The 23,836-nt window shown below is 71.9% G+C and carries 27 protein-coding genes; 4 read left to right on the top strand and 23 right to left on the bottom strand.

Annotated features, from left to right (window positions below; translation table 11 throughout):
- Positions 1 to 82: 82 nt before the first annotated feature.
- The 4 genes from AC3YNX_RS03065 to AC3YNX_RS03050 are packed head-to-tail and all read right to left on the bottom strand — an operon-like array spanning position 83 to position 5,004.
- Positions 83 to 1,168 (bottom strand): glycosyltransferase family 4 protein, encoded by a 1,086-nt coding sequence (locus AC3YNX_RS03065; RefSeq protein ID WP_489994555.1) that lies wholly within the window; start codon positions 1,166 to 1,168, stop codon positions 83 to 85.
- On the bottom strand, positions 1,165 to 2,097 hold the full coding sequence (locus tag AC3YNX_RS03060; RefSeq protein ID WP_489994971.1) for a glycosyltransferase family 4 protein: 933 nt from the start codon (positions 2,095 to 2,097) through the stop codon (positions 1,165 to 1,167). Before AC3YNX_RS03060 ends, AC3YNX_RS03065 begins: the two co-directional genes overlap by 4 nt.
- Before the next feature lie 35 nt (positions 2,098 to 2,132).
- Positions 2,133 to 3,554, bottom strand: coding sequence for an O-antigen ligase family protein (locus tag AC3YNX_RS03055; protein WP_489994554.1), 1,422 nt, complete (start codon positions 3,552 to 3,554; stop codon positions 2,133 to 2,135).
- Complete coding sequence (locus tag AC3YNX_RS03050) at positions 3,547 to 5,004, bottom strand: sugar transferase (RefSeq protein ID WP_127784257.1); 1,458 nt, start codon at positions 5,002 to 5,004, stop codon at positions 3,547 to 3,549. Before AC3YNX_RS03050 ends, AC3YNX_RS03055 begins: the two co-directional genes overlap by 8 nt.
- 271 nt (positions 5,005 to 5,275) lie before the next feature.
- Between AC3YNX_RS03050 and AC3YNX_RS03045 the strand changes: the two genes are divergently transcribed.
- The gene (locus AC3YNX_RS03045; RefSeq protein ID WP_489982077.1) at positions 5,276 to 5,581 is read left to right on the top strand and encodes a rhodanese-like domain-containing protein; all 306 of its coding nucleotides are present in this window, start codon (positions 5,276 to 5,278) and stop codon (positions 5,579 to 5,581) included.
- Here AC3YNX_RS03045 and AC3YNX_RS03040 read toward each other — a convergent pair.
- A complete protein-coding gene (locus AC3YNX_RS03040; RefSeq protein WP_489994553.1) occupies positions 5,578 to 6,114 on the bottom strand; it encodes an ANTAR domain-containing protein in 537 nt (178 codons plus the stop codon). The two genes, AC3YNX_RS03045 and AC3YNX_RS03040, sit on opposite strands and share 4 nt — an antisense overlap.
- Before the next feature lie 340 nt (positions 6,115 to 6,454).
- Between AC3YNX_RS03040 and AC3YNX_RS03035 the strand changes: the two genes are divergently transcribed.
- The gene (locus tag AC3YNX_RS03035) at positions 6,455 to 7,114 is read left to right on the top strand and encodes a HemK2/MTQ2 family protein methyltransferase (protein ID WP_489994552.1); all 660 of its coding nucleotides are present in this window, start codon (positions 6,455 to 6,457) and stop codon (positions 7,112 to 7,114) included.
- Here the strand turns inward: AC3YNX_RS03035 and AC3YNX_RS03030 are convergent.
- Complete coding sequence (locus AC3YNX_RS03030) at positions 7,098 to 8,183, bottom strand: iron-containing redox enzyme family protein (protein ID WP_489994551.1); 1,086 nt, start codon at positions 8,181 to 8,183, stop codon at positions 7,098 to 7,100. The genes AC3YNX_RS03035 and AC3YNX_RS03030 overlap by 17 nt on opposite strands.
- 103 nt (positions 8,184 to 8,286) lie before the next feature.
- Between AC3YNX_RS03030 and AC3YNX_RS03025 the strand changes: the two genes are divergently transcribed.
- On the top strand, positions 8,287 to 8,505 hold the full coding sequence (locus AC3YNX_RS03025) for a CDGSH iron-sulfur domain-containing protein (RefSeq protein ID WP_241249961.1): 219 nt from the start codon (positions 8,287 to 8,289) through the stop codon (positions 8,503 to 8,505).
- A gap of 54 nt (positions 8,506 to 8,559) precedes the next feature.
- Here the strand turns inward: AC3YNX_RS03025 and AC3YNX_RS03020 are convergent, their stop codons facing one another.
- On the bottom strand, positions 8,560 to 9,570 hold the full coding sequence (locus AC3YNX_RS03020; protein WP_489994550.1) for a sigma-70 family RNA polymerase sigma factor: 1,011 nt from the start codon (positions 9,568 to 9,570) through the stop codon (positions 8,560 to 8,562).
- Positions 9,571 to 9,758: 188 nt separating this feature from the next.
- Between AC3YNX_RS03020 and AC3YNX_RS03015 the strand changes: the two genes are divergently transcribed.
- Positions 9,759 to 10,472: a hypothetical protein gene (locus AC3YNX_RS03015; protein WP_127784253.1), complete on the top strand. Its 714-nt coding sequence runs from the start codon at positions 9,759 to 9,761 to the stop codon at positions 10,470 to 10,472.
- On the opposite strand, the gene AC3YNX_RS03010 is transcribed toward AC3YNX_RS03015, so the two are convergent.
- The 16 genes from AC3YNX_RS03010 to AC3YNX_RS02935 form a co-directional block, all read right to left on the bottom strand.
- On the bottom strand, positions 10,469 to 11,317 hold the full coding sequence (locus AC3YNX_RS03010; RefSeq protein ID WP_489994549.1) for an SDR family oxidoreductase: 849 nt from the start codon (positions 11,315 to 11,317) through the stop codon (positions 10,469 to 10,471). The two genes, AC3YNX_RS03015 and AC3YNX_RS03010, sit on opposite strands and share 4 nt — an antisense overlap.
- Before the next feature lie 64 nt (positions 11,318 to 11,381).
- Entirely contained in the window at positions 11,382 to 11,723 is a 342-nt protein-coding gene (locus AC3YNX_RS03005; RefSeq protein ID WP_127784251.1) for a cupin domain-containing protein, read from the bottom strand.
- A gap of 20 nt (positions 11,724 to 11,743) precedes the next feature.
- The gene (locus AC3YNX_RS03000; protein WP_127784250.1) at positions 11,744 to 11,986 is read right to left on the bottom strand and encodes a DUF6458 family protein; all 243 of its coding nucleotides are present in this window, start codon (positions 11,984 to 11,986) and stop codon (positions 11,744 to 11,746) included.
- Between the two features lie 174 nt (positions 11,987 to 12,160).
- Complete coding sequence (locus AC3YNX_RS02995; protein ID WP_489994548.1) at positions 12,161 to 12,979, bottom strand: energy-coupling factor ABC transporter ATP-binding protein; 819 nt, start codon at positions 12,977 to 12,979, stop codon at positions 12,161 to 12,163.
- Positions 12,976 to 13,653: a cobalt ECF transporter T component CbiQ gene (gene cbiQ / locus AC3YNX_RS02990; protein WP_489994547.1), complete on the bottom strand. Its 678-nt coding sequence runs from the start codon at positions 13,651 to 13,653 to the stop codon at positions 12,976 to 12,978. The genes AC3YNX_RS02995 and cbiQ overlap by 4 nt, the downstream gene beginning before the upstream one ends.
- Complete coding sequence (locus AC3YNX_RS02985) at positions 13,653 to 13,991, bottom strand: PDGLE domain-containing protein (RefSeq protein ID WP_127784247.1); 339 nt, start codon at positions 13,989 to 13,991, stop codon at positions 13,653 to 13,655. The genes cbiQ and AC3YNX_RS02985 overlap by 1 nt, the downstream gene beginning before the upstream one ends.
- Positions 13,988 to 14,680, bottom strand: coding sequence for an energy-coupling factor ABC transporter permease (locus AC3YNX_RS02980; protein ID WP_489994546.1), 693 nt, complete (start codon positions 14,678 to 14,680; stop codon positions 13,988 to 13,990). The genes AC3YNX_RS02985 and AC3YNX_RS02980 overlap by 4 nt, the downstream gene beginning before the upstream one ends.
- A gap of 159 nt (positions 14,681 to 14,839) precedes the next feature.
- Positions 14,840 to 15,622 carry an iron ABC transporter ATP-binding protein gene (locus AC3YNX_RS02975; RefSeq protein WP_489982070.1) on the bottom strand — a complete coding sequence of 261 codons (783 nt, stop codon included), beginning with the start codon at positions 15,620 to 15,622 and terminating at the stop codon, positions 14,840 to 14,842.
- A complete protein-coding gene (locus tag AC3YNX_RS02970) occupies positions 15,619 to 16,632 on the bottom strand; it encodes an iron chelate uptake ABC transporter family permease subunit (protein WP_489994545.1) in 1,014 nt (337 codons plus the stop codon). Before AC3YNX_RS02970 ends, AC3YNX_RS02975 begins: the two co-directional genes overlap by 4 nt.
- Positions 16,619 to 17,647 (bottom strand): ABC transporter permease, encoded by a 1,029-nt coding sequence (locus AC3YNX_RS02965; RefSeq protein WP_489994544.1) that lies wholly within the window; start codon positions 17,645 to 17,647, stop codon positions 16,619 to 16,621. The genes AC3YNX_RS02970 and AC3YNX_RS02965 overlap by 14 nt, the downstream gene beginning before the upstream one ends.
- Entirely contained in the window at positions 17,644 to 18,597 is a 954-nt protein-coding gene (locus AC3YNX_RS02960) for a siderophore ABC transporter substrate-binding protein (RefSeq protein ID WP_489982068.1), read from the bottom strand. The genes AC3YNX_RS02965 and AC3YNX_RS02960 overlap by 4 nt, the downstream gene beginning before the upstream one ends.
- Positions 18,598 to 18,783: 186 nt before the next feature.
- Positions 18,784 to 19,908: an NDMA-dependent alcohol dehydrogenase gene (locus tag AC3YNX_RS02955; protein ID WP_127784243.1), complete on the bottom strand. Its 1,125-nt coding sequence runs from the start codon at positions 19,906 to 19,908 to the stop codon at positions 18,784 to 18,786.
- 116 nt (positions 19,909 to 20,024) lie between these two features.
- Positions 20,025 to 20,780 (bottom strand): succinate dehydrogenase/fumarate reductase iron-sulfur subunit, encoded by a 756-nt coding sequence (locus tag AC3YNX_RS02950; RefSeq protein WP_489982067.1) that lies wholly within the window; start codon positions 20,778 to 20,780, stop codon positions 20,025 to 20,027.
- Positions 20,777 to 22,675, bottom strand: a complete 1,899-nt coding sequence (locus tag AC3YNX_RS02945; protein ID WP_489982066.1) for a fumarate reductase/succinate dehydrogenase flavoprotein subunit — start codon at positions 22,673 to 22,675, stop codon at positions 20,777 to 20,779. The genes AC3YNX_RS02950 and AC3YNX_RS02945 overlap by 4 nt, the downstream gene beginning before the upstream one ends.
- Positions 22,675 to 23,496, bottom strand: a complete 822-nt coding sequence (locus AC3YNX_RS02940; protein WP_127784240.1) for a hypothetical protein — start codon at positions 23,494 to 23,496, stop codon at positions 22,675 to 22,677. The genes AC3YNX_RS02945 and AC3YNX_RS02940 overlap by 1 nt, the downstream gene beginning before the upstream one ends.
- A complete protein-coding gene (locus tag AC3YNX_RS02935) occupies positions 23,493 to 23,780 on the bottom strand; it encodes an Rv0250c family protein (protein ID WP_127784239.1) in 288 nt (95 codons plus the stop codon). The genes AC3YNX_RS02940 and AC3YNX_RS02935 overlap by 4 nt, the downstream gene beginning before the upstream one ends.
- Positions 23,781 to 23,836 lie beyond the last annotated feature (56 nt).

Below are 23,836 nucleotides of genomic sequence, written 5' to 3'. Positions count from 1 at the left end.
CGTCCGCACCGGCCCCGGCGTGCAAGCCCGGACCGGTCCACCTGTCTCCCATGATATTTCGGCAGCGAAGTCGCGCCCCTGATCAGCTCGGCAGCAATTCGTCCAGCATCCGCGGCAGGGTGTGGCTGCGGTCGTGCTCGGCGGCGACCCGGGCCCGCCCGCAGCGGGCGGTCTCGGCCCGCAGCCCGGCGTCGTCCAGGACGCGGGTGAGGGCGGCAGCCAGGGCCGCCACGTCGCCGGGCGGCACCAGCAGCCCGGCCCCCTCGCGCAGCAGCTCGGAGGTGCCGCCGTGGTCGGTGCCCACCACCGGCACTCCCAGGCTCAGCGCCTCCAGCACCGACAGCGGGCACGCCTCCGGGGAGGTGCTGGCCGAGACGCAGACGTCCCAGCCCCGCATGGCGTCGAGCGCGGCGACGTGGCCGAGGAAGCGCACCCGCCCCGCGAGGTCGGGCTGGGCCGCGCGCCGGCGCAGGCCCTCGGCGTGGACGGCGTCGCCGGGAAACTCCCCGCCGGCCAGCTCCAGGTGCACCTCGGGCAGCTGGGCCACCGCCTCCAGCAGCACGGCGTGCCCCTTCCAGGGGGTGAGCAGGGCCAGGCAGCCGACCACTGGGGGGTGGTGCAGCGTCGTGGTGGGCACCGCGTCCACCGGCCAGCTCACCCCGTTGCCGACCACCTGCGCCGGCAGGCCCAGGGCGCGCAGCGGCGTTGCGGTCGCTGTCGAGACCGCCACCACCCGGCGCAGCCCGGCTCGGCCGGCCCGGACCACCAGCCGCTGCTGGGCCTGGTGCACCGTGTCGTGCACCAGCCACGACGCGCCCCCGGTCGGGGCGGCCAGGCGCACCGCGGGCAGGGCCAGCAGGGAGTTGACCACGGTGCGAGCGCCCGGCCGGCGCACCGCCGGCCGCAGCACCCGCGCAGCCTGCGCCCAGCGCGCAGCCAGCCGGGCCGCCCCGAGCGCCCGGCCCCCACCCAGGCCCAGCGCGGGCAGCGACAGGTGGGTGACGCCCGCGGGCCGCCGGGCCGCCAGCGGGCCCGGCGGGCAGGCCAGCGTCACGGGGTGTCCGCGCTGCACGGCCAGCTCCAGCAGGTCCAGCAGCACGCCCTCGGCGCCGGAGACGTTGGCGGTGGCGTTGACCAGCACCAGCGGTGCGGGCGCCGCGGCGCTCACAGCCGCGCGCCGAGGTTGCGGTAGGCGGCGACGGTCTGGGCGGCGGTGCTGCGCCAGCTGAGCAGATCCGCGTCGGCCACCGCCCGCTCGCGCAGCTGCTGGCGGGCGGGCTCGTCGGCCAGCAGCGGGCGCAGCGCGGCCACCCAGGCGTCCACGGTGTGCCGGCGCACCAGCACGGCCCCGTCGTGCACCACTTCCGGCAGCGCGCCCACTGCGCTGGCCACCACGGCGCCACCGCAGGCCATCGCCTCCACCGGCGGCAGCCCAAAGCCCTCGTAGCGGGAGGCGTAGGTGACCACGGTGGCGGCCCGGTACAGGGCGGGCAGGTCGGCCACGTCCACGTAGCCCAGCCCGGTGCTGCCCGCGGGAGCGTCCGGCCCGGTGGACCCGGCCCCGGCCAGCACCAGCGGCACGTCCAGCTCCCGAGCGGCTGCAGCCACCAGGGCGACGTCCTTGCGGGGTTCCACGGTGCCCACCTGCAGCAGGAAGCGTTCCGGCAGACCGTGCCGCGCGCGCACCTCGCGGACCTGCTCGGGGTCGGGCACCCGTGCCCAGCGGGCCGGCGCCAGCGGGGTGACCACGCAGGTGCGGCCCAGCAGGGCCTGCACCCGCTCGGCGGTGAACGCCGAGACCGCCAGCAGCAGGTCCGCCCGGCCCAGCGACGTGCGCAGCAGGGCCCGCTCGCCGGTGGCCCGCACCCGGCTGTAGGCCTCGGGCACGTCGAACACCGACATGTCGTGCACGGTGGCCACCCGCAGCGCCGGGGTCAGCACGGGCAGGTCCACGTCCAGGGCGTGCACCAGGTCCACCCCGCGCAGCGGGGCCATGGCCATCGCGGCGCGCCGCGCCCCCGCGGCCACCGGCCGGCGCACCGGGTGCACCCCGGCGGGGAGCTCGCCCACCGCGTCGCGCTGCACCACGGCCGACAGCGCCGCGGCCGGCAGCTGCTCGGCCACGCCGTGGATCAGCTCGCGGGCGTAGGTCTGGACCCCGCTGCCACCGGGGCGCAGGGCGAGGGCGCCGAAGCGGATGCGGCCACCTCCTCGCTCCTCGGCGCCTGCCGCGCGCTCGTCAACCCGGCCGCGCGCTGCGAGACGGCGCATCCCACGCTCCCTAGTAGTAGCCAGAAGTAGATGTCGAGCGGAAAGATCTCCAGGTAGGTGGCGAACAGCGAGGCTGCCGCGGCTCCCAGGACGGACGCGCTCACGCCCACGGCGAGCGCGGCGTCGCGGCCCCGCAGGAAGCGGGCCGCGCGCAGGCAGGAGACCAGCGCGCACACCAGCACCAGCACGAACAGCCACAGCCCCAGCGGTCCCAGCTCGAGGATCATCTTCACGTAGTAGTTGTCCGGCTGGTAGGTCAGCGCCGCCGAGCGTCCGCTGGCCTCGGCCATCTTGTCCGCCGCCGAGCCGCTGGCCCCCAGCCCCAGCCCCAGCGGGTGGCTGAGCACGTCGGAGATGATGGCGCTCCAGCCCGAGCCACGCTCGCCCAGGCTGGAGGAGGAGAACAGCGTGCTCACCACGCGCGGGGAGACGAAGCCGGCGACCACCGCGGTGGCCACCACCGCCCCACCGAGCAGCGCGAGCAGCCGGGGGTGGCGGTGCAGGCCCAGCCACAGCAGGCCCACCGCCAGCGCCACGTAGCTGGCCCGCACGATGGACACCCCCATGCCGGCCACCATCACCGGCGTGGCCAGCAGGAACAGCCGGTTGCGCAGCCGGCCGGGCTCGGCCAGTGCCGCCGCGCCACCGACCACCAGGCTGAGCATCACGTACAGGCCGAACGCGAACGGGGCGTCGAAGGTGCTGAACGAGCGCAGCAGACCACCCGCGGTGCGCACCTGCACGTTGTAGGAGTAGCCCAGGTCCACCAGGTGCTGCGCCCCCACCACCTGCTGCCACAGCCCCACCACGGCGACCACCAGCCCCACCGCCATGAGGATGCTGACGAGGGTGTCGCGGTCGCGGCTGCTGAAGGGGGCGCGGAAGAGCACCACCACCACCAGCAGGTAGAAGAAGGTGATCTTGATGGCGATCAGCCCCACCAACCCGGCGGTGGCCAGCGCCGACACCGAGCCCAGCACCACGAGCGCGGCCGCGGCGGGCCACCAGGGCAGCGACGGTGCGGGACCGGCGCTGCGGGCACCGGGACCGCGAAGGGCGGTGCGCGGGGCCAGGAAGGTGGCGCCCAGGGTGGTCAGCACCAGCGCCTCCTTCCAGTAGGAGGCGACGTCGCCCACCGGGGCGATCACCAGCAACCCGTGGAAGGGGGCGAGCGCGGCGAGCGCGAGCAGGCCACGCTGCGGGCGGTCGAGCAGCGCCCGCAGGGCCAGCAGCAGCGCCACCAGTGCCGCCAGGCCGGCCAGCACCAGCACCGGATCAGCCACCGGTGCGGCGCACCACCGCGAGGATGGTGCGGCAGATGATCTTGAAGTCGAGCCAGAGGCTCCAGTTCTCGATGTAGTAGTTGTCGTAGGAGGCCCGCTCGCGCACCGAGGTGTCCCCGCGCAGCCCGTGCACGGCGGCCCAGCCGGTCAGGCCCACCGGCACGCGGTGGCGGGCACCGTAGTGGCGCAGCGCCTCGGCGAACTCGGCGGCGAAGTGCGGACGCTCGGGGCGGGGACCGACCACGCTCATGTCGCCGCGGAGCACGTTCCAGAACTGCGGCAGCTCGTCCAGGGAGGTGCGGCGCAGGAACCGGCCCACCCAGGTCAGCCGCGCGTCGTTGGCGACGTTCCACAGCGTGGCCGACTCGGTCTCGTCCACCGGCCGCAGCGTGCGGAACTTCAGCACCGCGAACTCCTCGCCGTCCAGACCGATCCGGGTCTGCCGGAACAGCACCCCTGCCGAGCGGTCGGACAGCCACACCACCACGGCGATCACGGCCAGCAGCGGTGCGAGCAGCACCAGCGCGACGGCGCTGAACAGCACGTCGAACCACCGCTTGAAGCGCCACTCCACGGTGCGGTGCGGGGCCCGGCGCACCCGGGTGAGCGGGATGTCGCGGACCAGCTCCATGTCGCCGGTGACGCTGGCCAGCTCGAAGAGCCGGGGCACCACCAGCAGCTCGCAGTCGAGCCGGTCGCAGGTGCGCAGGGTGTCCAGCAGCTCCAGGTCGTTGGTCTCGGAGAACGCCACCACCACGGTCTCCACCCGCAACGAGGTGATCACCTCGGCCAGCGGGTACCCGGGTGCGATGAGCTGCACGTCCAGGGTCTGCGTCTCCGGCACGGGGTTGGCGTCCACGATGCCCACCGGGTGCAGCCCCAGGCCGCCGTGCTGCAGCGCGTTGCGGGTGAGCTGGGCGCCGATGGTGCCGCCGCCGATCACCAGGGTCCGGGAGGTGAGGGTGCCGCGTCGACGCAGCCACCGCACCAGTGCCTGGCTGAGCACCCGTCCCACCACCAGCGCGAGGAGCACGGCGAGGGCGAGCCGGGCAGCGGGCAGCGGCTGGTCGTCCGGGTGCAGGAGGACACCCGCCGCGAAGACGCCGATGGCGGCGGCCAGCGCCAGGCGGGGCAGCTCGTCCAGGGTGGAGAGGGTGAGCCGTCGGCGGTAGGACCGCTGCAGCGCCAGGGTGACCACGATGACCGCCACGGTCGTGGCCGTGTCTGCCGTGGCGCGACCGAGCGCCACCAGCGCCAGCGCGCTGAGCAGCACGTCGCCGAGCAGGAGGATCGCCCCGGACCAGCGAGCCCGCAGGTGCCGGTTGGTCTGTGTGTCGCCGGGCTCGAGTGGCGGTACCGCTGGTGCCGGGAGGAGGCTGGGCTCGGGGGCCAGATCCTCGCGGTCGCGCACGTCCACAGTGGGGTCGGCGGGGTCGTACAGAGGCTGCATGCACCCCTCCTCGCAGACGCGCTGGCCAGGCGACGGATGTTACTGGCCGTCGGTCCACATTGGTGGGAGTTCGGCGTGCGGTAGGTCCTGTGTCACAACCTAGTGCGAACCTGGGTTGCTGTGCCAGTTCCCGTCCCGCCAGACATGCTCAGCGCCAGTGCTTCTCGGTCTCCGTGGGTGCCCATGGGACGCGGGATCCCGGGCCGGTACCCGGCTGCGAACTACGCTCGAGGCGCGGGCGGGGCCCTCGGGACGTGGACAGGAGTGCCAGATGATTCGCCAGACGACAGTCGCCGAGCTCTCGGACGCGGTGCGAGACCAGCAGCTGGTGGTGGACGTGCGCAGTGCCGAGGAGTTCGCCGAGGGCCACGTCCCCGGGGCGGTGAACATGCCGCTGGAGACGCTGGTCCGCCACTGCGCAGACCTGGACACCGCCAAGCCGGTGTACCTGGTCTGCGGTGGGGGCACGCGCAGCATGGAGGCGGCGGGGGCGCTCGACCTCGGCGGTTTCGACGCCCGCCCCGTGCAGGGCGGCACCAGGGCCTGGACCGAGGCCGGCCACCAGCTCGACCGCTAGGAGCCGGGCCGCCCCCACGGCGGCAGCAGGGTCCCGCTGAGGGTGACCAGCGCGCGCGGCGACAGCAGCCCCACCGTGTGCTCGGCGGCACCGACCAGCCGAGACGCACCCACGGGCAGTGCCCGCAGCGGGCGGGTGCCCAGCCGCACCGCGGTCGGGGCTGGGGCCGTCGCAGGGACGCCGGACAGCCGCGACCCCCAGGTTTGCAGGGCCACCTCGTGCGCCCGCGGGTCGTCCCGGCTGACCGTCTCGCTGGGCTCGCTGAGCTCGGCGCCAGGGACGCTGGGGCCGTCGCCGCTCACGGTGCGGCCGACCAGGCGAACCAGGGCCGCGGCAAGGTCGGGGAGCAGCAGGTTCTCCTGCTCGGCCACCCGCTGCAGCTCGGCGAACGCCGCCAGCTCGTCCCGGCCGTCGAGCACCATGAGGGCCCCGGTGGCGACGTCGGAGCTGGGACGGTCGCGCATGCTGTGGCGCAGGTGCTCGGCCTCGAGGGCGAGGTCAGCGCCGGTCCGGATCCAGGGTTCGGGGCTCACTCAGGACCTCCTTGCTGCTCGACCGCAACGGCCTCGCAGGACACATCTCCAGGATGACGTTGCCTGGTCGGCGGGCCACCGAACCGCCTGGTGACACGCCAGGAGATGACCCCGCTGCAGGACGCTGACCTGGGTGGTTACGTCTCAGTGGGGATTCTCACACTGGTTTTTCTGCCGCCTCGGGGCCAGGTGGGGGGCGGGGGTGGCCCGGCCACGTCCGGTACTCGACCGCGACCCTCGCTACCGTGGACCGTGCCGGCCAACCTGTCCGGCGTCCACGCCGCCGGCGAGCGGAGGGGCCGATGAGCGCAACTGCGGGACTAATGGTTTGGTAAACGACATGCTGCTGCTGCGCCCACCGGGCGTGTACCCACCGCAAGACGACACGTGGCTGCTGGCGGAGGTGTACCGCCGCGAGGTCCGGGCTCCTGGCCAGCACGTGCTGGACATCTGCACCGGAACCGGTGCGCTGGGGGTGGTCGCCGCCATCGAGGGCGCGGCCAGCGTCACGGTGGTGGACGTGAGTCGTCGCGCGCTGACGGCGGCCTGGGTCAACGCCCGGCTGCGCGGCCACAAGCTGACGCCCAGGCGCGGTGACCTGGTGGAGCCGGTCTCGGACCAACGCTTCGACGTGATCCTGTCGAACCCGCCCTACGTGCCCGCCCAGGACGACCGCCTGCCCACTCGTGGTCAGGCTCGGGCCTGGGACGGCGGGGTGGACGGCCGGGCGGTGCTCGACCGCGTGTGCGCCGAGGCCCCCAAGGTCCTCGCCCCGGGCGGGACGATGCTGGTCGTGCACTCCGCGGTGTGCGGGGTGGAGACCACGTTGAAGCTGCTCTCCGCCGACGGGCTCTCCGCCTCGGTGGCCGACCGCGCCACGGTGCAGTTCGGTCCCGTCATGCGTGCCCGGGCGGCGCTGATGGAGTCGCGCGGGCTCATTCCGCAGGGCGAGCGCACCGAGGAGCTCGTGGTGATCCGCGCGGTCAAGCCGCTGGTCTGAGCGGCCCCTCGCCACGCAGCGAGCTCTGCCCGGCCTGCCAGCGGTCCATCATGTGCTGGGCCCCGAGCTCGTCCATGGCCAGGCACACCGCCGCGCCGAGGACGACGTCGGCGGTCCGCTCCGGCTGCTGGCGGGCCAGGCCGCCGGCCAGGTCGCGGCTGACGATCTGCTCGTGCACCGCATCCGCCTCGACGTGCTCGTCGAAGAACAGGGTGGCGGCGGTGCCGAAGCCCAGCCGGCGCAGACCGCGGGCGTAGACCTTGCAGGGCAGCGACGACGTCATCTCCACCGCGCACAGGTGCCCGACGAGAGCGCCGAGCAGGCGGCGGTGCAGCGCGAACAGCGACAGGGCGTTGACCGAGGCCAGGGTGACGGCGGGCACGCGGTCCAGGTGTGTGGCGTAGCTGGCGTCGATGCCCAGCTCGCGCATGGTGTGGCCGAAGAGGGTGGAGTGCATGCGCTCGGCCCGGCCCCCGCCGTACTCATCGGCCTGCACCTCGACCAGCGCAGCCTTGGGGCCACCGGCCAGCCGGGGGATGCCCAGGGTGTGGGGGTCGGCCTCGCGCAGCTGGTAGATCGAGCGGTGCGCGCAGAACTCCTGCCACTGCTCGAGGGTGCCGGTGCGGGCCAGGTGGCGGGACAGGCCCGGGCCGCCCTCGGCGGTGGTCATGGTCTCCAGCGTCTGCTGCAAGGTGTCCGGCGTGGCCTCGGGCAGCTCCACCAGCGCCCGCAGCGCTGCCTCGAAGGGGCCCTCCAGCAGGGCACGGGTGGCCAGCAGGTCGGGGTTCCACTCCCAGGAGTCGTCCACGCCGGCCAAGCCCTGCAGGTGCAGCTCGTAGAGCAGCGTCAGGGTCAGCTGGGCGTCCTCGTCGGTGAAGATCCCGGCGCCGCCTGAATCGGTCGTGGCGGCCCACTCCTGCGCGGCGCCGTGCAGCTCGGCGGAGGGGCGCTCCTCGCGCAGCACGGCCAGCAGGGCGGTGCTGACGGGTCCGCGGGCGGCCGGCAGCGGCATGGCGGTGCCGGCACCGACTGGCGCTGCGCAGGCCTCGGCGAGTACTACTTCAGACATGGCAGCCCTTCCTGACGACTCCACCGACGAGGACTCCACTGTTGAGGACTCCACCGTCGAGGACTTCACTGCTGAGGACGCCGCTGCAGCCGAGCGCGCCGCGCTGCTGGGACCGGAGGTCACCATCACGGTGTGTCCGGACGGTCCGCTCCTGGTGCGCGGCCCGGCCGAGCTGTTGGACGGCGACGGCAACGCGCTGACCCGCAACCGGGAGACGGTGGCGCTGTGTCGCTGTGGACGGTCGGGCATTGCGCCGTTCTGCGACAGCACCCACAAGAAGCGAAGGGCCACCACGGGTTCCGCGGGAGGCTCGGCGAGCTGAGGAGGGCATGGGCCGAGCCTAGGCAGGCCCTGGCGGGTGTGCCGAACGGGGTGTTCAGGCCAACAGCACCGGGGGCAGGCCGAAGGCGGCGAACTGCTCAGCACCGAGGAAGTTGTGGTGACCGCTGATGCGGCCGTCGCTGACCTCGATGACCTGGATGGCCCACGGCTCCCAGCGACCAGGTCCCACCCGGTGGTAGTTGCCGAAGCCGGCGGTGCCGTTCACCTGCACCGGTAACAGCCGGCCGCCCTGGCAGACGATGCCAGGCCCCAGGAACCACGCCGCCAGGTCGTCGGCGCCGCGCATCCAGAACGGAAAGGGCGGCATCGACAGCACCACGTCCTCCTTGAGCAGCCGCACCAGCGCGTCGATGTCGTAGCGCTCGAAGGCATCGACGTAGCGGGCCAGCAGGTCCGTCTGGCGAGCGTCGAGCGTGGAGTCCAGCGGGGCGGACCTGGTGGTGGCCATGGTGGCCCTGGCCCGCTGCAGCGCGCTGTTCACCGAGGCCACCGAGGTGTCCAGCAGCACGGCAACCTCCGCGGCCTGCCAGCGCAGCACCTCGCGCAGGATCAGCACCGCGCGCTGGCGGGCGGGCAGGTGCTGCAGCGCCCCGATGAAGGCCAGCCGGATGGACTCCCGGGCCACCGCGACGTTCGCCGGGTCGCCCTGGGTGTCGATCACCGAGTCGTCCCGCACGGGCTGGACGAACACCGACTCGGGCAGCTGCTCGCCGACGACCACCTCGGCGGCGGGGGTGGGGGCGGCCAGGTCCATCGGCCGGGCCCGTCGCTGCGGGCTGCGGATCATGTCCAGGCACACGTTGTGGGCGATGCGGTACAACCACGACCGGAGCGAGGAGCGGCCCTGGAAGGTGTCGATGCTGCGCCAGGCGTTCACCAAGGTTTCCTGCACGGCGTCCTCGGCCTCCGAGGCCGCACCGAGCATTCGGTAGCAGAAGCCGGTCAGCTCGCGGCGGTGCGACTCCAGCGCGCGCTCCAGGTCGCCGCCGGACAGGTCACTACCCACCAGGGAGGTGCTGTCGCTGCCCGTCGTAGAGATCGACATGGGCCGAGTCTAGGGGTGCAGCCCCCTCGCCGGGAAGCGGTTTCTCGGCCAATCGTGCAGGTCAGCGGGCCGCAGGCGGGAGGCGCTCCGCGACGTTCTGCGGAGGGTGCCGCAGGGGGCTACGTTCAGTAGTCCAGCCGTCCGTGTCGCCCAGGCGTGCGCGGAGGAGGACACCATGAGGAGCAGTGATGACTGAGTACGGCACCACGACGAAACAGCCCCGACGCGCGAAGGGCATCCCTCGCACCCGCGGCGCCATCACCGGGCTGCTGCTGGTGCTGCTAGGTCTGTGGGGTGCGCTGATCCCGTTCGTGGGGCCGTACTTCGACTACGCCACCACACCCGACTCCACCTGGGAGTGGACCACCGGCCGGTTCTGGCTGGAGGTGCTGCCCGGCGGGGTCGCCGTGATCGCAGGCCTGCTGCTGCTCCTCGCCGCCAACCGGCCTGCCGCCGTCCTCGGCGGGTGGCTGGCCAGCCTGGCCGGCGCGTGGTTCATCGTCGGGCCGGTGCTCAGCCGGATCTGGCCGGACTTCCTGGGCGAGACCGGTGCCCCGGTCGGTGACACCACTCGACAGGCCCTGGTGGACCTCGGCTTCTTCTACGGCCTCGGCGCGCTGATCCTGTTCCTGGGGGCACAGGCAGCCGGCCGGCTGAGCGTCAAGTCCGTGCGGGACGTCCGCGCCGCTGAGCGCAGCGCGGAGACCGCGCCGGTCACCACGCACGAGACCCAGCACCGCGGCGGCACGGAGCACTCCGGCACCGCCCACCAGCGCACCGAGCCCGGCGTGTCCGACAGCTCGGCGGAGACCCAGCGCATCAACGACCCGTCCGGGCAGGGTCGCACCAGCGGTGCCCGGGTGATGGGCAGCCAGGACGGGCCGCCGGAGACGCGCCGCTAGGACGGCAGCCGCAGCTTCGCCACCAGCTCCTCCCTGCTCGGCTGCCACGGCGCCGGCCAGTCCCGTCCGCGGATCAGCGCGTCGGTGCCGCCGTCGGTGAAGACCACCGTGCCGCAGAGCAGGGAGGAGCGCTCGTCGAGGAGGAACTCGATCACCGAGGCCACCTCCTCCGGTCGTCCCCGGCGTCCGAGCGGCACCGGGTAGACGTCCAGCAGCTTCACCAGCTCGGGGTCGAGGTCGGGCCCACCGGTCATCGGGGTGTCGATGGTGCCGGGGGCCACCGCGTTCAGCCGGATGCCCGCGCCGATCCACTCCGCAGTCGGGGCCTGCGTGCGGATCCACCACGCCAGGGCCAGCTTGGTGGCCGGGTAGGTGCCCAGCGCGCCCAGCTCCTCGGCGCGCGCACAGGCGTCGCCCTCTGACCCGGCCAGGCACGCCTGCACCAGCTCGAGGGGGATGCCCGGCTGGGTGCTGCTGCTGCTGGAGGACACCGCCACCACCGCAGGGTGCTGCGCCGCCAGCAGCGTGGGGCGCAGGCCCTGCACCACCTCGACCACGCCGAAGTAGTTCACCGCGGCCAGCACGCTGCCGGGGCGGTCGGAGAGCGGGCCGACCCCGGCGCAGGCCACCAGGCCGTCCAGCACGCCGCCGCACTGCGTGGTCACGGCCTCGACGGCCGCCGCGCGGCCCTGGGCAGTGGCGAGGTCGGCGACGACGTCCGCGCCGGGCTGGACGTCCACCCCGATCGTGCGGTGCCCGGCGGCCTGCAGCCGCGCCACGCAGGCGGCGCCGATCCCCGACGCGGAGCCGGTGACGGCCACTGTCCTGGTGCTGGTGTGTGTCATTCCCGGAGTACAGCACGCGAGGGGCGCAGGGGCAGTGCTCTCAGCGGGCGAGCCCCTGGGGGTGTCAGCGCTCCGTGAGCGGCTTGGCCACGGTGAGCAGCACGACGGCGTCGGTGTCGGCGTGCAGGGAGTGGCGCGCAGGCGGAACGATGATGAGGTCGCCCGGGGAGCCCTCCCAGGAGCTCTGCCCGGCCACCAGCCGCACCCGGCCCTGCAGCACGTGCACGGTGGCCTCGCCCGGGCTGTCGTGCTCGTCCAGGTCCTGCTCCGCCACCAGCGCGATCAGCGTCTGCCGCAGCGTGTGGGTGTGCCCACCGAAGACGGTGGCGGCACTGCGCCCGGCCGATCCGTTCTTCGCCAGCTCCAGCTGCTCGCGGGCGAGGGCGCTGAGGGAGAGCTTGTCCATGGTGTGCTCCTCCGGTGTGGTCAGTAGTCGCGCGGACGACGCAGCGGGCGGCCGTACTCGTCGACGTCGGCGGGGGCCACGTAGTCGTCGCGACGGCGACGCCGGGGCATCAGGATCGCCAGGTCCAGGATGATGCCGAGGACACCGACGATCATGAGGATGATGCCGACGACCTGCAGGTCGACTCCCTGTACCTGCACGTCCAGCGCGAACTTCAGGATCGCGCCTACCGCAAGCAGGAAGATTCCGGCTCCGATGCCCATGAACAGCTCCTCGTCGTGCGGTGTGGTCGCGGTGATCGTCGGGTCGCGCGCAGGCAGCGTGCTTCACGTCCCTGCACCGTCAAGGTAGAGCATTCGGTGTGTCCGAAGCACTTCTGAGCTGGTTGCGCAGGCGGCGCGGCGGTGTCCACCGGCCGCCGACCGCATGCAGCCTGGTCACCGCAGGTTCTCCCGGGCACTGCCGGAGTCGGGCGGCGCCAGCGGGTCCTGGGCCCCGGCCCGGTGCGGTGCCGACCCCACCGAACGTGGGTCGAAGCCGAACGGCAGCTCCAGCCGGTGCGCGCGCATGAGCTCGTCGTCGGTGAGCACCTCGTACGTCGGCCCGTCGGCCACGATCGACCCCCCGGAGAGCACGACCGAGCGCGGGCAGAGCTCGAGCGCGTACGGCAGGTCGTGGGTCACCATCAGCACGGTCACGTCCAGCGACCGAAGGATGTCGGCGAGCTCGCGGCGCGAGGCCGGGTCGAGGTTGGAGGACGGCTCGTCGAGGACGAGCACCTGTGGCTCCATCACCAGCACCGTGGCCAGCGCGACCCGGCGGCGCTGGCCGAAGGACAGGTGGTGCGGCGGGCGGTCGACGTGCTCGGCCATCCCGACCTGCTCCAGCGCGGCCAGCACGCGGCGGTCGAGCTCAGCGCCGCGGATCCCGAGGTTGGCTGGGCCGAAGCCGACGTCCTGGCGGACGGTGCCCATGAAGAGCTGGTCGTCGGGATCCTGGAACACGATGCCGACGCGGCGCCGGATCTCCGCGAGGTGCTTCTTCTCCACCGGCAGCCCGCCGACGGTCACCGTGCCCGCGCCGGCGGTGAGGATTCCGTTGAGGTGGAGCACCAGGGTGGTCTTGCCGGCCCCGTTGGGACCCAGCAGCGCCACCCGCTCGTGGCGCTGGACCTGCAGGGTGACCCCGAAGAGCGCCTGGTGCCCGTCGGGGTAGGCGTAGGCGAGCCCCTGGAGGTCCAGCACGGGCGCGCTCATCGGTCCGCTCCAGGCATGGTCCCGGTGTAGCCGCGCGAGAGCATCGCGAGATGGACCCGTTCGCCGCGCTCGTAGGAGCGGATGAACAGCGCGCCCAGCGACCGGGCGAGGCTCGGCCAGTGGCGCGGCCACCGTGGGTCGCACCCGCGGGAGCGCATCGCCACCAGCATCCGGCCCATCTCCGCGGTGACGACGTCGAGGTAGCGGATCATGAAGCCCATGATCTCCACGATCAGGGCGGGTGCCCGCAGCCGCCGCAACCCGGCGAGGACTGCGGTGGGCTCGGTGGTGGCCGCCAGCGTCAGCGAGGCCAGCACGCCCAGGGTGCCCTTGGCGAGCAGGGCCCACGCACCCACCAGCCCGGCCTGGGAGACGCTGAGCCCCAGGACCTCGGTCCGTGGGCCGGTGGCCACGAACGGCATCAGCGCGGCGAAGACCACGAAGGGCAGCTCCACCACCATTCGCTTGACGAGGTAGAGCGGCGGCACCTGGGAGGCACCGATCACCCCGACGAGCACCAGGAACCAGACCAGGTGGACGGCGTACCACTGCCTCGGGGTAGCCACCACGAGCACCATGAATCCCAGCAGGACAGCGAGCTTCAGGTGCGCGGGGGCCCGGTGGACGGGGCTGTGCCCGTGGTAGTGCAGACGGTGCCCGTGCCCGGCGCCCACTAGCGCTGCGACGAGGCGGGGACGCCCTCGTCGTCCTGCTCGGCGGCGGGGCCGCGGCGGCGCACTCCCCAGGCGATCCCACCGGCCAGCAGCAGGACGACGAACACCCCGGTGACGCCGGCCAGCCCGACGCTGACCCGCTCGTCGTCGACCCCGCTGACCTGGTAGTCGGCGAGCGGGCTGTCGGCCGCCGCAGAGTCCTCGGCGGTGTCGGCGAACCCGGTCCGCTCGGCGACGTGCTCCAGCCCGTCCGGGTGGGCGCTGGCGTAGTAGCTGGCCACGCCGGCCAGGAGCAGCGCCGCCACCAGGGCGCAGACGTAGAAGGTGCGAGTCTTCATGCGGCGCTCCCGGTCGTGCGGATCTCCATCGGACGGCTGCGAACCAGGTCCTGCGCCCCGTGCACCAGGTCCGGGCGGGCCGTCATCACCGCGCCCACCACCAGGCCGGTGATGATCGCTTCGCCCACTCCGATCAGGACGTGCCAGCCGAGCATCGCGGCCAGCACCGAGCCGGTCTCCACCGGGGCGGTGCCGCCGACGGCGAACAACAGGGTGAACACCGCCGCGGCCGTAGGCACGGAGACCAGCGCACCCAGCGCCGCCGCAGGGGCGATCACGCCCGGGCGGCGCGGCAGCACGGCGCGCAGACCGCGGAACACCAACCAGCCCACGACGACGGTGACCACCCCGATCAGGGTGATGTTGGTGCCCAGGGCGGTGATCCCCCCGTCGGCCATGAACAGCGCCTGGACGATCAGCACCACCGCCAGGCAGAGGATGGCGGTCCACGGCCCCACGAGGACGGCCGCCAGCGCACCTCCCATCAGGTGCCCGCTCGTGCCTGCACCGACGGGGAAGTTGATCATCTGCGCGGCGAACACGAAGGCCGCCACCAGTCCCGCCATCGGGGCGGTGCGGTCGTCGAGCTCGGAGCGCGCCTTGCGCAGGGCCACGCCCACCGCAGCCACGGCGACGACACCGGTGGCCACCGACGTCGGCGCGTTCAGGAATCCGTCGGGCACGTGCATGGTGGCTCCTCAGGGGCTGCTCGGCCCGGCGTCACAGGTGGTCCGGCGCGACCAGGGGCGATGCGTGCTGCAATCCACTGTAGGTTGTTGCGCACCGATTGCAAGAAGACGGCTCCTGGGCCCAGGCGGGCGCTGACCAGGCCAGCGGGGGAGGGTGCCTCAGCCGGCCGGGGTCTCGGCGCCGCTGGTGTAGTACAGCCCCAGCAGGTGCCCACCCACCTGCTCGATGGCGATCTCCATGTCGAAGACACCACGCAGGCAGTCGGTGGTCATGATCTCCGCGGGCGAGCCCTGGCAGCACACCGCGCCGTTGCGCATGGCGACGATGTGGTCGGAGTAGCAGGACGCGAAGTTGATGTCGTGGATGACGATCACGATGGTCTTGCCCAGCTCCCGGGCCGCCCGGCGCAGCAGCTGCATCATGGCCGCAGAGTGCTTCATGTCCAGGTTGTTCAGCGGCTCGTCCAGCAGCACGTAGTCGGTGTCCTGGCACAGCACCATGGCGACGAACGCCCGCTGCCGCTGGCCGCCGGAGAGCTCGTCGAGGTAGCGGTCGGCCAGGTCCTGCAGGCCCAGGTACGCCACGGACTCGTCGATGTGGCGCTTGTCCTCCACGGTGAGCCGGCCGCCGCTGTGCGGGAACCGGCCGAAGGCCACCAGGTCGCGCACGGTCAGCCGCACGGTGACGTGGTTGTCCTGGCGGAGGATGGCCATCCGGGTGGCCAGCACGCGGCTCTTGGCCTGGGAGACGTCCAGGTCGTCCACGGTGATCACCCCGGAGTCCATCGGCAGCAGCCGACTCATCATGGCCAGCAGGGTGGACTTGCCGGCACCGTTGGCGCCGATGATCGAGGTGATCCCGCCGCGGGCGATCTGCAGCGAGACCCCGTCGACCACGGTGGTGTGGCCGTAGCTCTTGGTGACGTTGTCGATGGTGATCACGGGGTGGACCTCCGCAGGAGCAGGAAGATGAAGACCAGGCCGCCGAGGAAGTCGACGATGATGGACAGGCTGGTGTCGGAGCGGAAGACCCGCTCGAGCACGGTCTGGCCACCGACCAGGGTGATCACCGAGACGAGGGCGGCGGCGGGCACCGTCACCCGGTGCTTGTGCGAGCGCATCAACCGGTAGGCCAGGTGCGCCACCAGCAGGCCGAAGAACGTGGTGGGCCCGACCAGGGCGGTGGCCACCGACACCAGCAGGGTGACCATCACCAGCACCGTGAGCAGCGTGCGGCGGTGGTCGACGCCGAGGTTGACCGCGGTCTCCCGGCCCAGCGCCATCACGTCCAGCTTGGCGAGCATGCGCCAGGCCAGCACGCTGATCACCACGACCACGAGTGCGCTGACCACGAGCAGGCGCCGGTCCACGCGGGAGAAGTCGGCGAAGAAGCTGTCCTGCAGCACGATGAACGCCGCTGGGTCCATCAGTCGCTGCAGGAAGCTGGAGATGCTGCGGAAGAAGACGCCGCAGATGATGCCCACCAGCACCAGCAGGTGCATGCTGCGCTGCATGCCCACCAGCAGCCAGCGGTAGAGCAGCAGCGAGAACACCACCATGAACGCCACCTCGACGCCGAAGCGGCTGATGGGGTTGGCCGTGGCGGTGGCCGTGGCGCCGATGAAGAACGCCGCCACCGTCTGCATCAGCAGGTAGAGGGAGTCGAAGCCCATGATGGACGGAGTGAGGATCTGGTTGTTGGTGACGGTCTGGAACAGCACGGTGGACAGCGCGATGGCGTAGCCGACCACCACCATGGTCACCACCACCACGGCACGCCGCTCCAGCACGTACGACCAGTTGCCTCGCACGCCCAGGGTGAGGAACGCGACCACCGACACCAGCGCCAGCAGCCCGAGCAGGGCCAGCCGGACGCCGTCGGAGCCGAGCAGGCCGGCAACCGTCCGGGAGCGCGTGCGCTGCGGTGCCGTCAGTGCCTCAGGCGGGGCCACGGCGAGTGCCTCTCAGCAGCAGGAACAGGAACACGGCGGCACCGATCACGCCGACCACGGTGCCGATGGGCATCTCGAAGGGGTAGCGCACGGTGCGGGCCACGATGTCGCAGGCCAGCACGAAGCCGGCACCGCCCACGGCCACCCAGGGGATGCCGCGGCGGGCGTTGTCGCCCACGATCATGCTGACCACGTTGGGCACGATCAGGCCGAGGAAGGGGATGGCGCCCACGGTCACCACCACGACCGCGGTGACCAGGGCGACGATGGACAGCCCCAGGGTGAGGACTCGGCGGTAGTTCAGCCCGAGGTTGGTGGTGAAGGTCTCGCCCAGGCCGGCCACGGTGAACCGGTTGGCCACCGCGTAGGCGATGACGGCGAGCAGCCCGGCGAGCCAGAGCATCTCGTAGCGACCCTGGATGACGGCGGAGAAGTCGCCGGTGGTCCAGGCCGACAGCGACTGCAGCAGGTCGGCGCGGTAGGCGAAGAAGTCGCAGACCGCGCCGATCACGCCGCCGAGCATCAGACCCACCAGCGGGACGAGCAGGGTGTTGGCGGTGGGCAGCCTCCGCAGGATGCGCAGGAAGAGCGCGGTGCCGATCAGGGCGAAGACCGCACCGCCGAGCATCTTGGCCAGCACCGGCAGGCCGGGGGCGAGCATGGTCATGACGAGGATGCCCAGGGTGGCCGACTCCACGGTGCCCGCGGTGGAGGGCTCGACGAACTTGTTGCGGGCGAGCATCTGCATGATCAGCCCGGCGATCGCCATGGAGGCGCCGGCCAGCACCAGCGCCAGGGTGCGCGGGACGCGGCTGATCACCAGCACCTCCCAGGCCTCGCTGCCGCCCTCCCACAGCGTGGACGGCCGGACGTCGCTCACCCCGATGAACAGGCTGACCCCCGCCAGGACCGCCACCGCGACCGTCCCCAGCACGAGCCAGAGACGGTCGCGAGACGGCCGAGTGGCCACCGGCGTGCTGCCGGTGGCCACTGCGACGGGAGACGGGAGCGTCACTTGGCGAAGGTGTCCTGGACGGACTTGATCATCTCGGAGACGTTGCTCAGACCGCTGCCGAGGGAGTACCAGCGGTAGCCGTCGAGGGTGACGACCTGCTTCTTCTGCCACGCGGTGGTCTTGGCGACCAGCGGGTTGTCCAGCACCTCCATGGCGGCCTTGCTCTGCTGGCCGATGGCGGCGTCGCGGTCGATGACGAACAGCCAGTCGGGGTTGGTCTCGGCGATGTACTCGAAGGAGACCGACTGGCCGTGGATGTCGACCTTGAGCTCGGGTGCTGCGGGGGTGACGCCGAGGGCGTCGTGCAGCAGGCCGAAGCGCGAGCCCGCGCCGAAGGCGCTCATCTTGCCGCCGGTGACCAGCACGATGAGGCCGTCACCCTTGCCTGCGGTGGCCTTCTTGGCCGCTGCGACCTGGTCGTCGATCTTCTTCAGCGCTGCGCTCGCCTGGTCCTGCTTGCCGAAGATCTGGCCCACGGTGGTGGTGGTGCTCTTCAGCGCCTCCAGCGCGTCACCGTCGCTGGTCAGGTCCACGGTCGGGGCGATCTTGCTCATCTCGGCGTAGCTGGCCGCGCTGCGGCCGGCGACGATGATGAGGTCGGGGGCGGAGGCGGCCACGGCCTCGGCGTCCGCGGTCTTGTTGGTGCCGTAGTCGGCGTACTTGCCGTCGGCGTACTTGCTCAGCATCGGGGGCAGGGCCTGCTTCGGAACGCCGGCCACCGGGACGCCCAGGGTGTCCAGGGTGTCCAGCACGGCGAAGTCGAGCACGGCGACCTTCTGCGGGTCGGCCGGCACCTGGGTCTCGCCCTGGGCGTGCTTGATGGTGAGGGTGCTGCTGCCCGACTCGTTGGCGGAGGCGTCGTCGCCACAGGCCGTGAGGGTGAGCGCGGCGACCAGGGCGACGCCGGTGGCGGCGACGGCGCCGCGGAAGCGGCGGGTACGACTTGTCATGAGGGCTCCGGGTTCTTGCGCAGGCTCAGTGGTTGCGAGCAACCGATTCTGAGGTGACCCTAACCTAAGAACTGCGGTGCGTGTGCCGCGTCGTCCCAGCCAGCGGACGGTCCGTCGGCGGAGAGCCACGCACGAAGGGCCACAGCCGTGTGCTCGGCTGTGGCCCTCGGTGCGCGTCGGGCTCGGCTAGCGGTCGGCGTCGGTGTAGCGGATGACGCCGCGCAGGTTCTTGCCGTCGAACATGTCCTGGTAGCCCTGGTTGATGTCCTCGAGCTTGTAGGTGTTGGTGACCAGCTCGTCCAGCTTGAGCTGGCCCTCCTGGTAGAGCGAGAGCAGCTTGGGGATCTCCACCCGGGGGTTGGCACCACCGAAGATGTTGCCCTTGAGGTCCTTCTGCAACATGGTGAAGGTGAAGAGGTTGAGCTTGACGTCCATGTCGGCGATGTCGCCCATGCCGGTGATGACGGCCGTGCCGCCCTTGCCGATGATGGACACGGCGGTGTCGACGTCCTCGCCGTGGATGTGACCGATGCAGACGATCGACTTGTCGGCGCCGCGGCCCCACGTCATCTCGTACACCTTCTCCATCGCCTCCTGGGCGGTGGCGTAGGCGTGCGTGGCACCGAACTCCATGGCCTGCTCGCGCTTGAACTCCACCGGGTCGACCACGACGACGCGCTTGGCGCCGGAGGCGGCCGCACCCTGGACGGCGTTGATGCCCACGCCACCGCAGCCGATGACCACCACGGTGTCGCCCACCTGGACGTTGGCCACGTTGGTGGCTGAGCCGAAGCCGGTGGTGACGCCGCAGCCGACCAGTGCCGCCACCTCCAGCGGGATGTCCTTCTCGATCTTGACCACCGACGCCTGGTTGACGGTCATGTACGGCGAGAACGTGCCGAGCAGGACCATGGCGGAGACGTTCTGACCGCGCGCCTGGATGCGGAACGAGCCGTCGCTGATCGACGCGCCGCCGAGGAGCGAGCCACCGAGGTCGCAGAGGTTCTGGTGGCCCGAGGAGCAGGCCGGGCAGTGGCCACAGGAGGGGATGAAGGAGCTGACCACGTGGTCGCCCTCCTGCAGCCCGGTGACGCCCGGACCGACCTTGGTGACCACGCCCGCGCCCTCGTGCCCGCCCAGGAAGGGGAACGTGCTCGGCGTGGCCCCGGTGACGACGTGATGGTCGGAGTGGCACATCCCGGAGGCGACGAGCTCGACGGTCACCTCTCCCGCGTGCGGGTCACCGATCTCGATCTCCTCGACCGACCACGGCTCGTTGAGTCCCCAGAGGATTGCGCCCTTAGTCTTCACGTCGCCTTAACGCCCTTCGTTGTGATGAGAGACTTGCTCCTTGTGACGTGAGTCATTGTGGCCCACGACACGTGCTCGACTCTGCATCACCCGCCCAGCGGCGTCAAGAACACGTTCTAGTCCTTTTTGCGCAGGCCGATCTTGCTGCCCAGCCACACCAGCGGGTCGTAGCGACGATCGGCCACCCGCTCCTTCATCGGGATGATCCCGTTGTCGGTGATCTTGATGTGCTCGGGGCACACCTCGGAGCAGCACTTGGTGATGTTGCACAGGCCGATGCCCTGCTGGTCTCGGGACACCTCGGCCCGGTCGGTGCGAACGTCCAGCGGGTGCATGGCCAGCTCGGCGGCGCGGATCAGGAAGCGCGGGCCGGCGAAGGCCTCCTTGTTGTCCTCGTGGTCGCGGATGACGTGGCAGACGTCCTGGCAGAGGAAGCACTCGATGCAGCGGCGGAACTCCTGCGAGCGCTCCACGTCCACCTGCTGCATGCGGTACTCGCCGGGCTCCAGGTCAGGCGGGGCGAAGGCGGGGATCTCCCGCGCCTTGGCGTAGTTGTAGGAGACGTCGGTGACCAGGTCGCGGATCACCGGGAAGGTGCGCAGAGGCGTGACGCTGATCGTCTCCTCCTCGGTGAAGGTGGACATCCGCGTCATGCACAGCAGCTTGGGGCGGCCGTTGACCTCGGCGCTGCACGAGCCGCACTTGCCCGCCTTGCAGTTCCACCGCACGGCCAGGTCGCCGCACTGGGTGGCCTGCAGCCGGTGGAGGACGTCGAGCACCACCTCACCGTCGATGGCCTCCACGGTGTAGTCGACCAGCTCGCCGCCCTCGGCGTCACCGCGCCAGACCTGGAAGTGCGCGTCGTAGCTCATTGGTCCTCCCGGACGGTCTCGAGCTCCTCGTCGGTCAGGTACTTCGCCAGCTCCTCGCGGGTGAACAGCTCCTGCAGGTCCGGGCGCATCGGCTCCATCACCTGCTCGACGATGTCGACCTTGCCGTCCACGGCCGAGCAGAGCAGGTTCTTGCGCCGCCACTGGGGATCCATCGTCGGGAAGTCGTCCCGGGTGTGCCCGCCCCTGCTCTCCTCGCGCAGCAGGGCCGCCCGGGCCACGCACTCGCTGACCAGCAGCATGTTCCGCAGGTCCAGCGCCAGGTGCCAGCCCGGGTTGAACTGCCGGTGCCCCTCCACGGTCAGGTGCTCGGCACGGCCCTTGACCTGCTCCAGCCGGGACAGCGCCTCCTGCATCTCGTCGGCCTTGCGGATGATGCCGACCAGGTCGTTCATGGTCTGCTGCAGGTCCTGGTACAGCGTGTACGGGTTCTCCCCGCCGTCCTCCTCGAACGGGGCCAGCGCGGTCGCCGCCGCCGCGTCCACCGCCTCCTGCTCCACCTGCGGCCGCTGCCCGTCCAGCCCCTTCACGTGCTCGGCGGCACCGATCCCGGCCCGGCAGCCGAACACCAGCAGGTCCGACAACGAGTTGCCGCCGAGGCGGTTGGAGCCGTGCATGCCGCCGGAGACCTCTCCCGCGGCGAAGAGCCCCGGCGCCCCCACCGCGGCACCGGTGTCCGGGTCCACCTGCACCCCGCCCATCACGTAGTGACAGGTTGGTCCCACCTCCATCGGCTCGCTGGTGATGTCGACGTCGGCGAGCTCCTTGAACTGGTGGTGCATCGACGGCAGGCGGCGCATGATCTCCGCGGCGTCACGCCGGGTGGCGATGTCCAGGAACACCCCGCCGTGCGGGGAGCCCCGCCCCTCCTTGACCTCGGTGTTGATCGCCCGGGCCACCTCGTCCCGCGGCAGCAGCTCCGGTGGGCGCTTGTTGTTGTCCGCGTCGTCGTACCAGCGGTCGGCCTCCTCCTCCGACTCCGCGTACTGGCCGCGGAAGACGGCGGGCACGTAGTCGAACATGAAGCGGCTGCCCTCGGAGTTGCGCAGCACTCCACCGTCGCCGCGGACCGACTCGGTGACCAGGATTCCCTTGACCGACGGCGGCCACACCATGCCGGTGGGGTGGAACTGGACGAACTCCATGTTCACCAGCGTGGCGCCCGCGCGCAGGGCCAGCGCGTGGCCGTCGCCGGTGTACTCCCAGGAGTTGGACGTCACCTTGAACGACTTGCCGATGCCGCCGGTGGCCAGCACCACGGCGGGGGCGTCGAGGCGGAGGAACCGGCCGGTCTCCCGCCAGTAGCCGAACGCACCGGCGATGGCACCGGAGGGGTCGCGCAGCAGCTCGGTGACGGTGCACTCCTGGAACACCCGGATGCGGCTCTCGGCGTCGCCGGAGGCGGCCAGGTCCTCCTGCTGCAGCGACACGATCTTCTGCTGCATGGTGCGGATGAGCTCCAGGCCCGTGCGGTCGCCGACGTGGGCCAGCCGCGGGTACTCGTGCCCACCGAAGTTGCGCTGGCTGATCCGGCCGTCCGGGGTGCGGTCGAACAGGGCCCCGTAGGTCTCCAGCTCCCACACCCGTTCCGGCGCCTCCTGCGCGTGCAGCTCGGCCATCCGCCAGGAGTTGAGGAACTTGCCCCCGCGCATGGTGTCGCGGAAGTGCACCTGCCAGCTGTCCTTGCTGTTGGCGTTGCCCATGCTGGCGGCGATGCCGCCCTCCGCCATCACCGTGTGCGCCTTGCCGAGCAGCGACTTGCACACCACCGCGGTGCGCATCCCGGACTCGCGGGCGGCGATCGCCGCCCGCAGGCCCGCTCCGCCGGCGCCGATGATCACCACGTCGAAGTCGTGCTGCTCCACGTCGGCAGCCATCAGTTCACCAGCCGCAGGTCGGTGAGCGTGCCCGAGGCCACCAGCGCGACGTAGCCGTCGGCGATCACCAGGGTGGCCAGGGTGATCCAGGCCAGCTCCATGTGCCGGGTGTTGAGCTTGGAGACCCCCGTCCACGCCTTGTACCGCAGGGGGTGGGCGGAGAAGTGCTTGAGCCGGCCGCCGATGAGGTGGCGGCAGGAGTGGCACGACGCCGTGTACGTCCACAGCAGGGCCACGTTGAGCACCAGGATCAGCGTGCCCAGCCCGATGCCGAAGCCACCGTCAGCGCCGCGGAAGGCGCGCGCCGCGTCGTAGGTGTTCAGCGCCGAGACCAGCACGGCGGCGTAGAAGAAGTAGCGGTGCACGTTCTGCAGCACCAGCGGGAGGCGGGACTCTCCGGTGTAGCGGGAGTGCGGCTCGGCCACCGCGCACGCCGGCGGGGACAGCCAGAACGAGCGGTAGTAGGCCTTGCGGTAGTAGTAGCAGGTCAACCGGAAGCCCAGCAGGAACGGCAGCACCAGCAGCGCGTAGGGCAGGAACGGCGGGAACTCCCCGAACCAGGTGCCCAGGTCGCGCGCGGCGGGGGCGCAGGAGGCGGACACGCAGGGGGAGGAGAACGGGGAGAGGTAGTGGTACTCCTCCACGAAGTACGCCCGCTGCGACGCGGTGCGCACCAGTGCGTAGAGCAACCAGGCGGTGAGCAGGGTGAAGGTGACCGCCGGCTGCAGCCACCACCGGTCCCGGCGCAGCGTGCGGGCACGGATGGTGGCCCGGCCGGCCTCGGCGTCGCCCACCCCGGCGCGGACCGCCGAGCGGGTCACAGCCCCCTGCCGCCGTGGTAGCCGCCAATGCCCTCGTCGTCGACGCCCAGCCACATCGCGGGGTCCACCGGGGTGTCGTCGATGCGCTCCAGCGGGGGCCGGGTGGCCACCACGGGGGCGGGCAGCGTGTCCATCTCCGACAGGTCGAGGTCGATGCGGTCAACGTCGCCCATCAGCCGGCGCACGTGTGGGATGTCTCCGTAGCGCCCGCGCAGGTCGCCCACGCAGCTGCGCAGCTGCTCGACGGCGCGGTGGAGGGTGTGCAGCTCTGCGGTCTCGGTCATCAGTCGACTCCTCAGCAGCGTCGTGTTCGCCAGCCGAGTGTGGCCCACCGAGCAGT

The sequence above is a fragment of the Rhodococcus sp. Z13_19A genome (genome assembly GCF_058133575.1).
The sequence above is the reverse complement of the archived record's forward strand: the minus strand, read 5'-3'. Positions and strand labels throughout refer to the sequence as shown.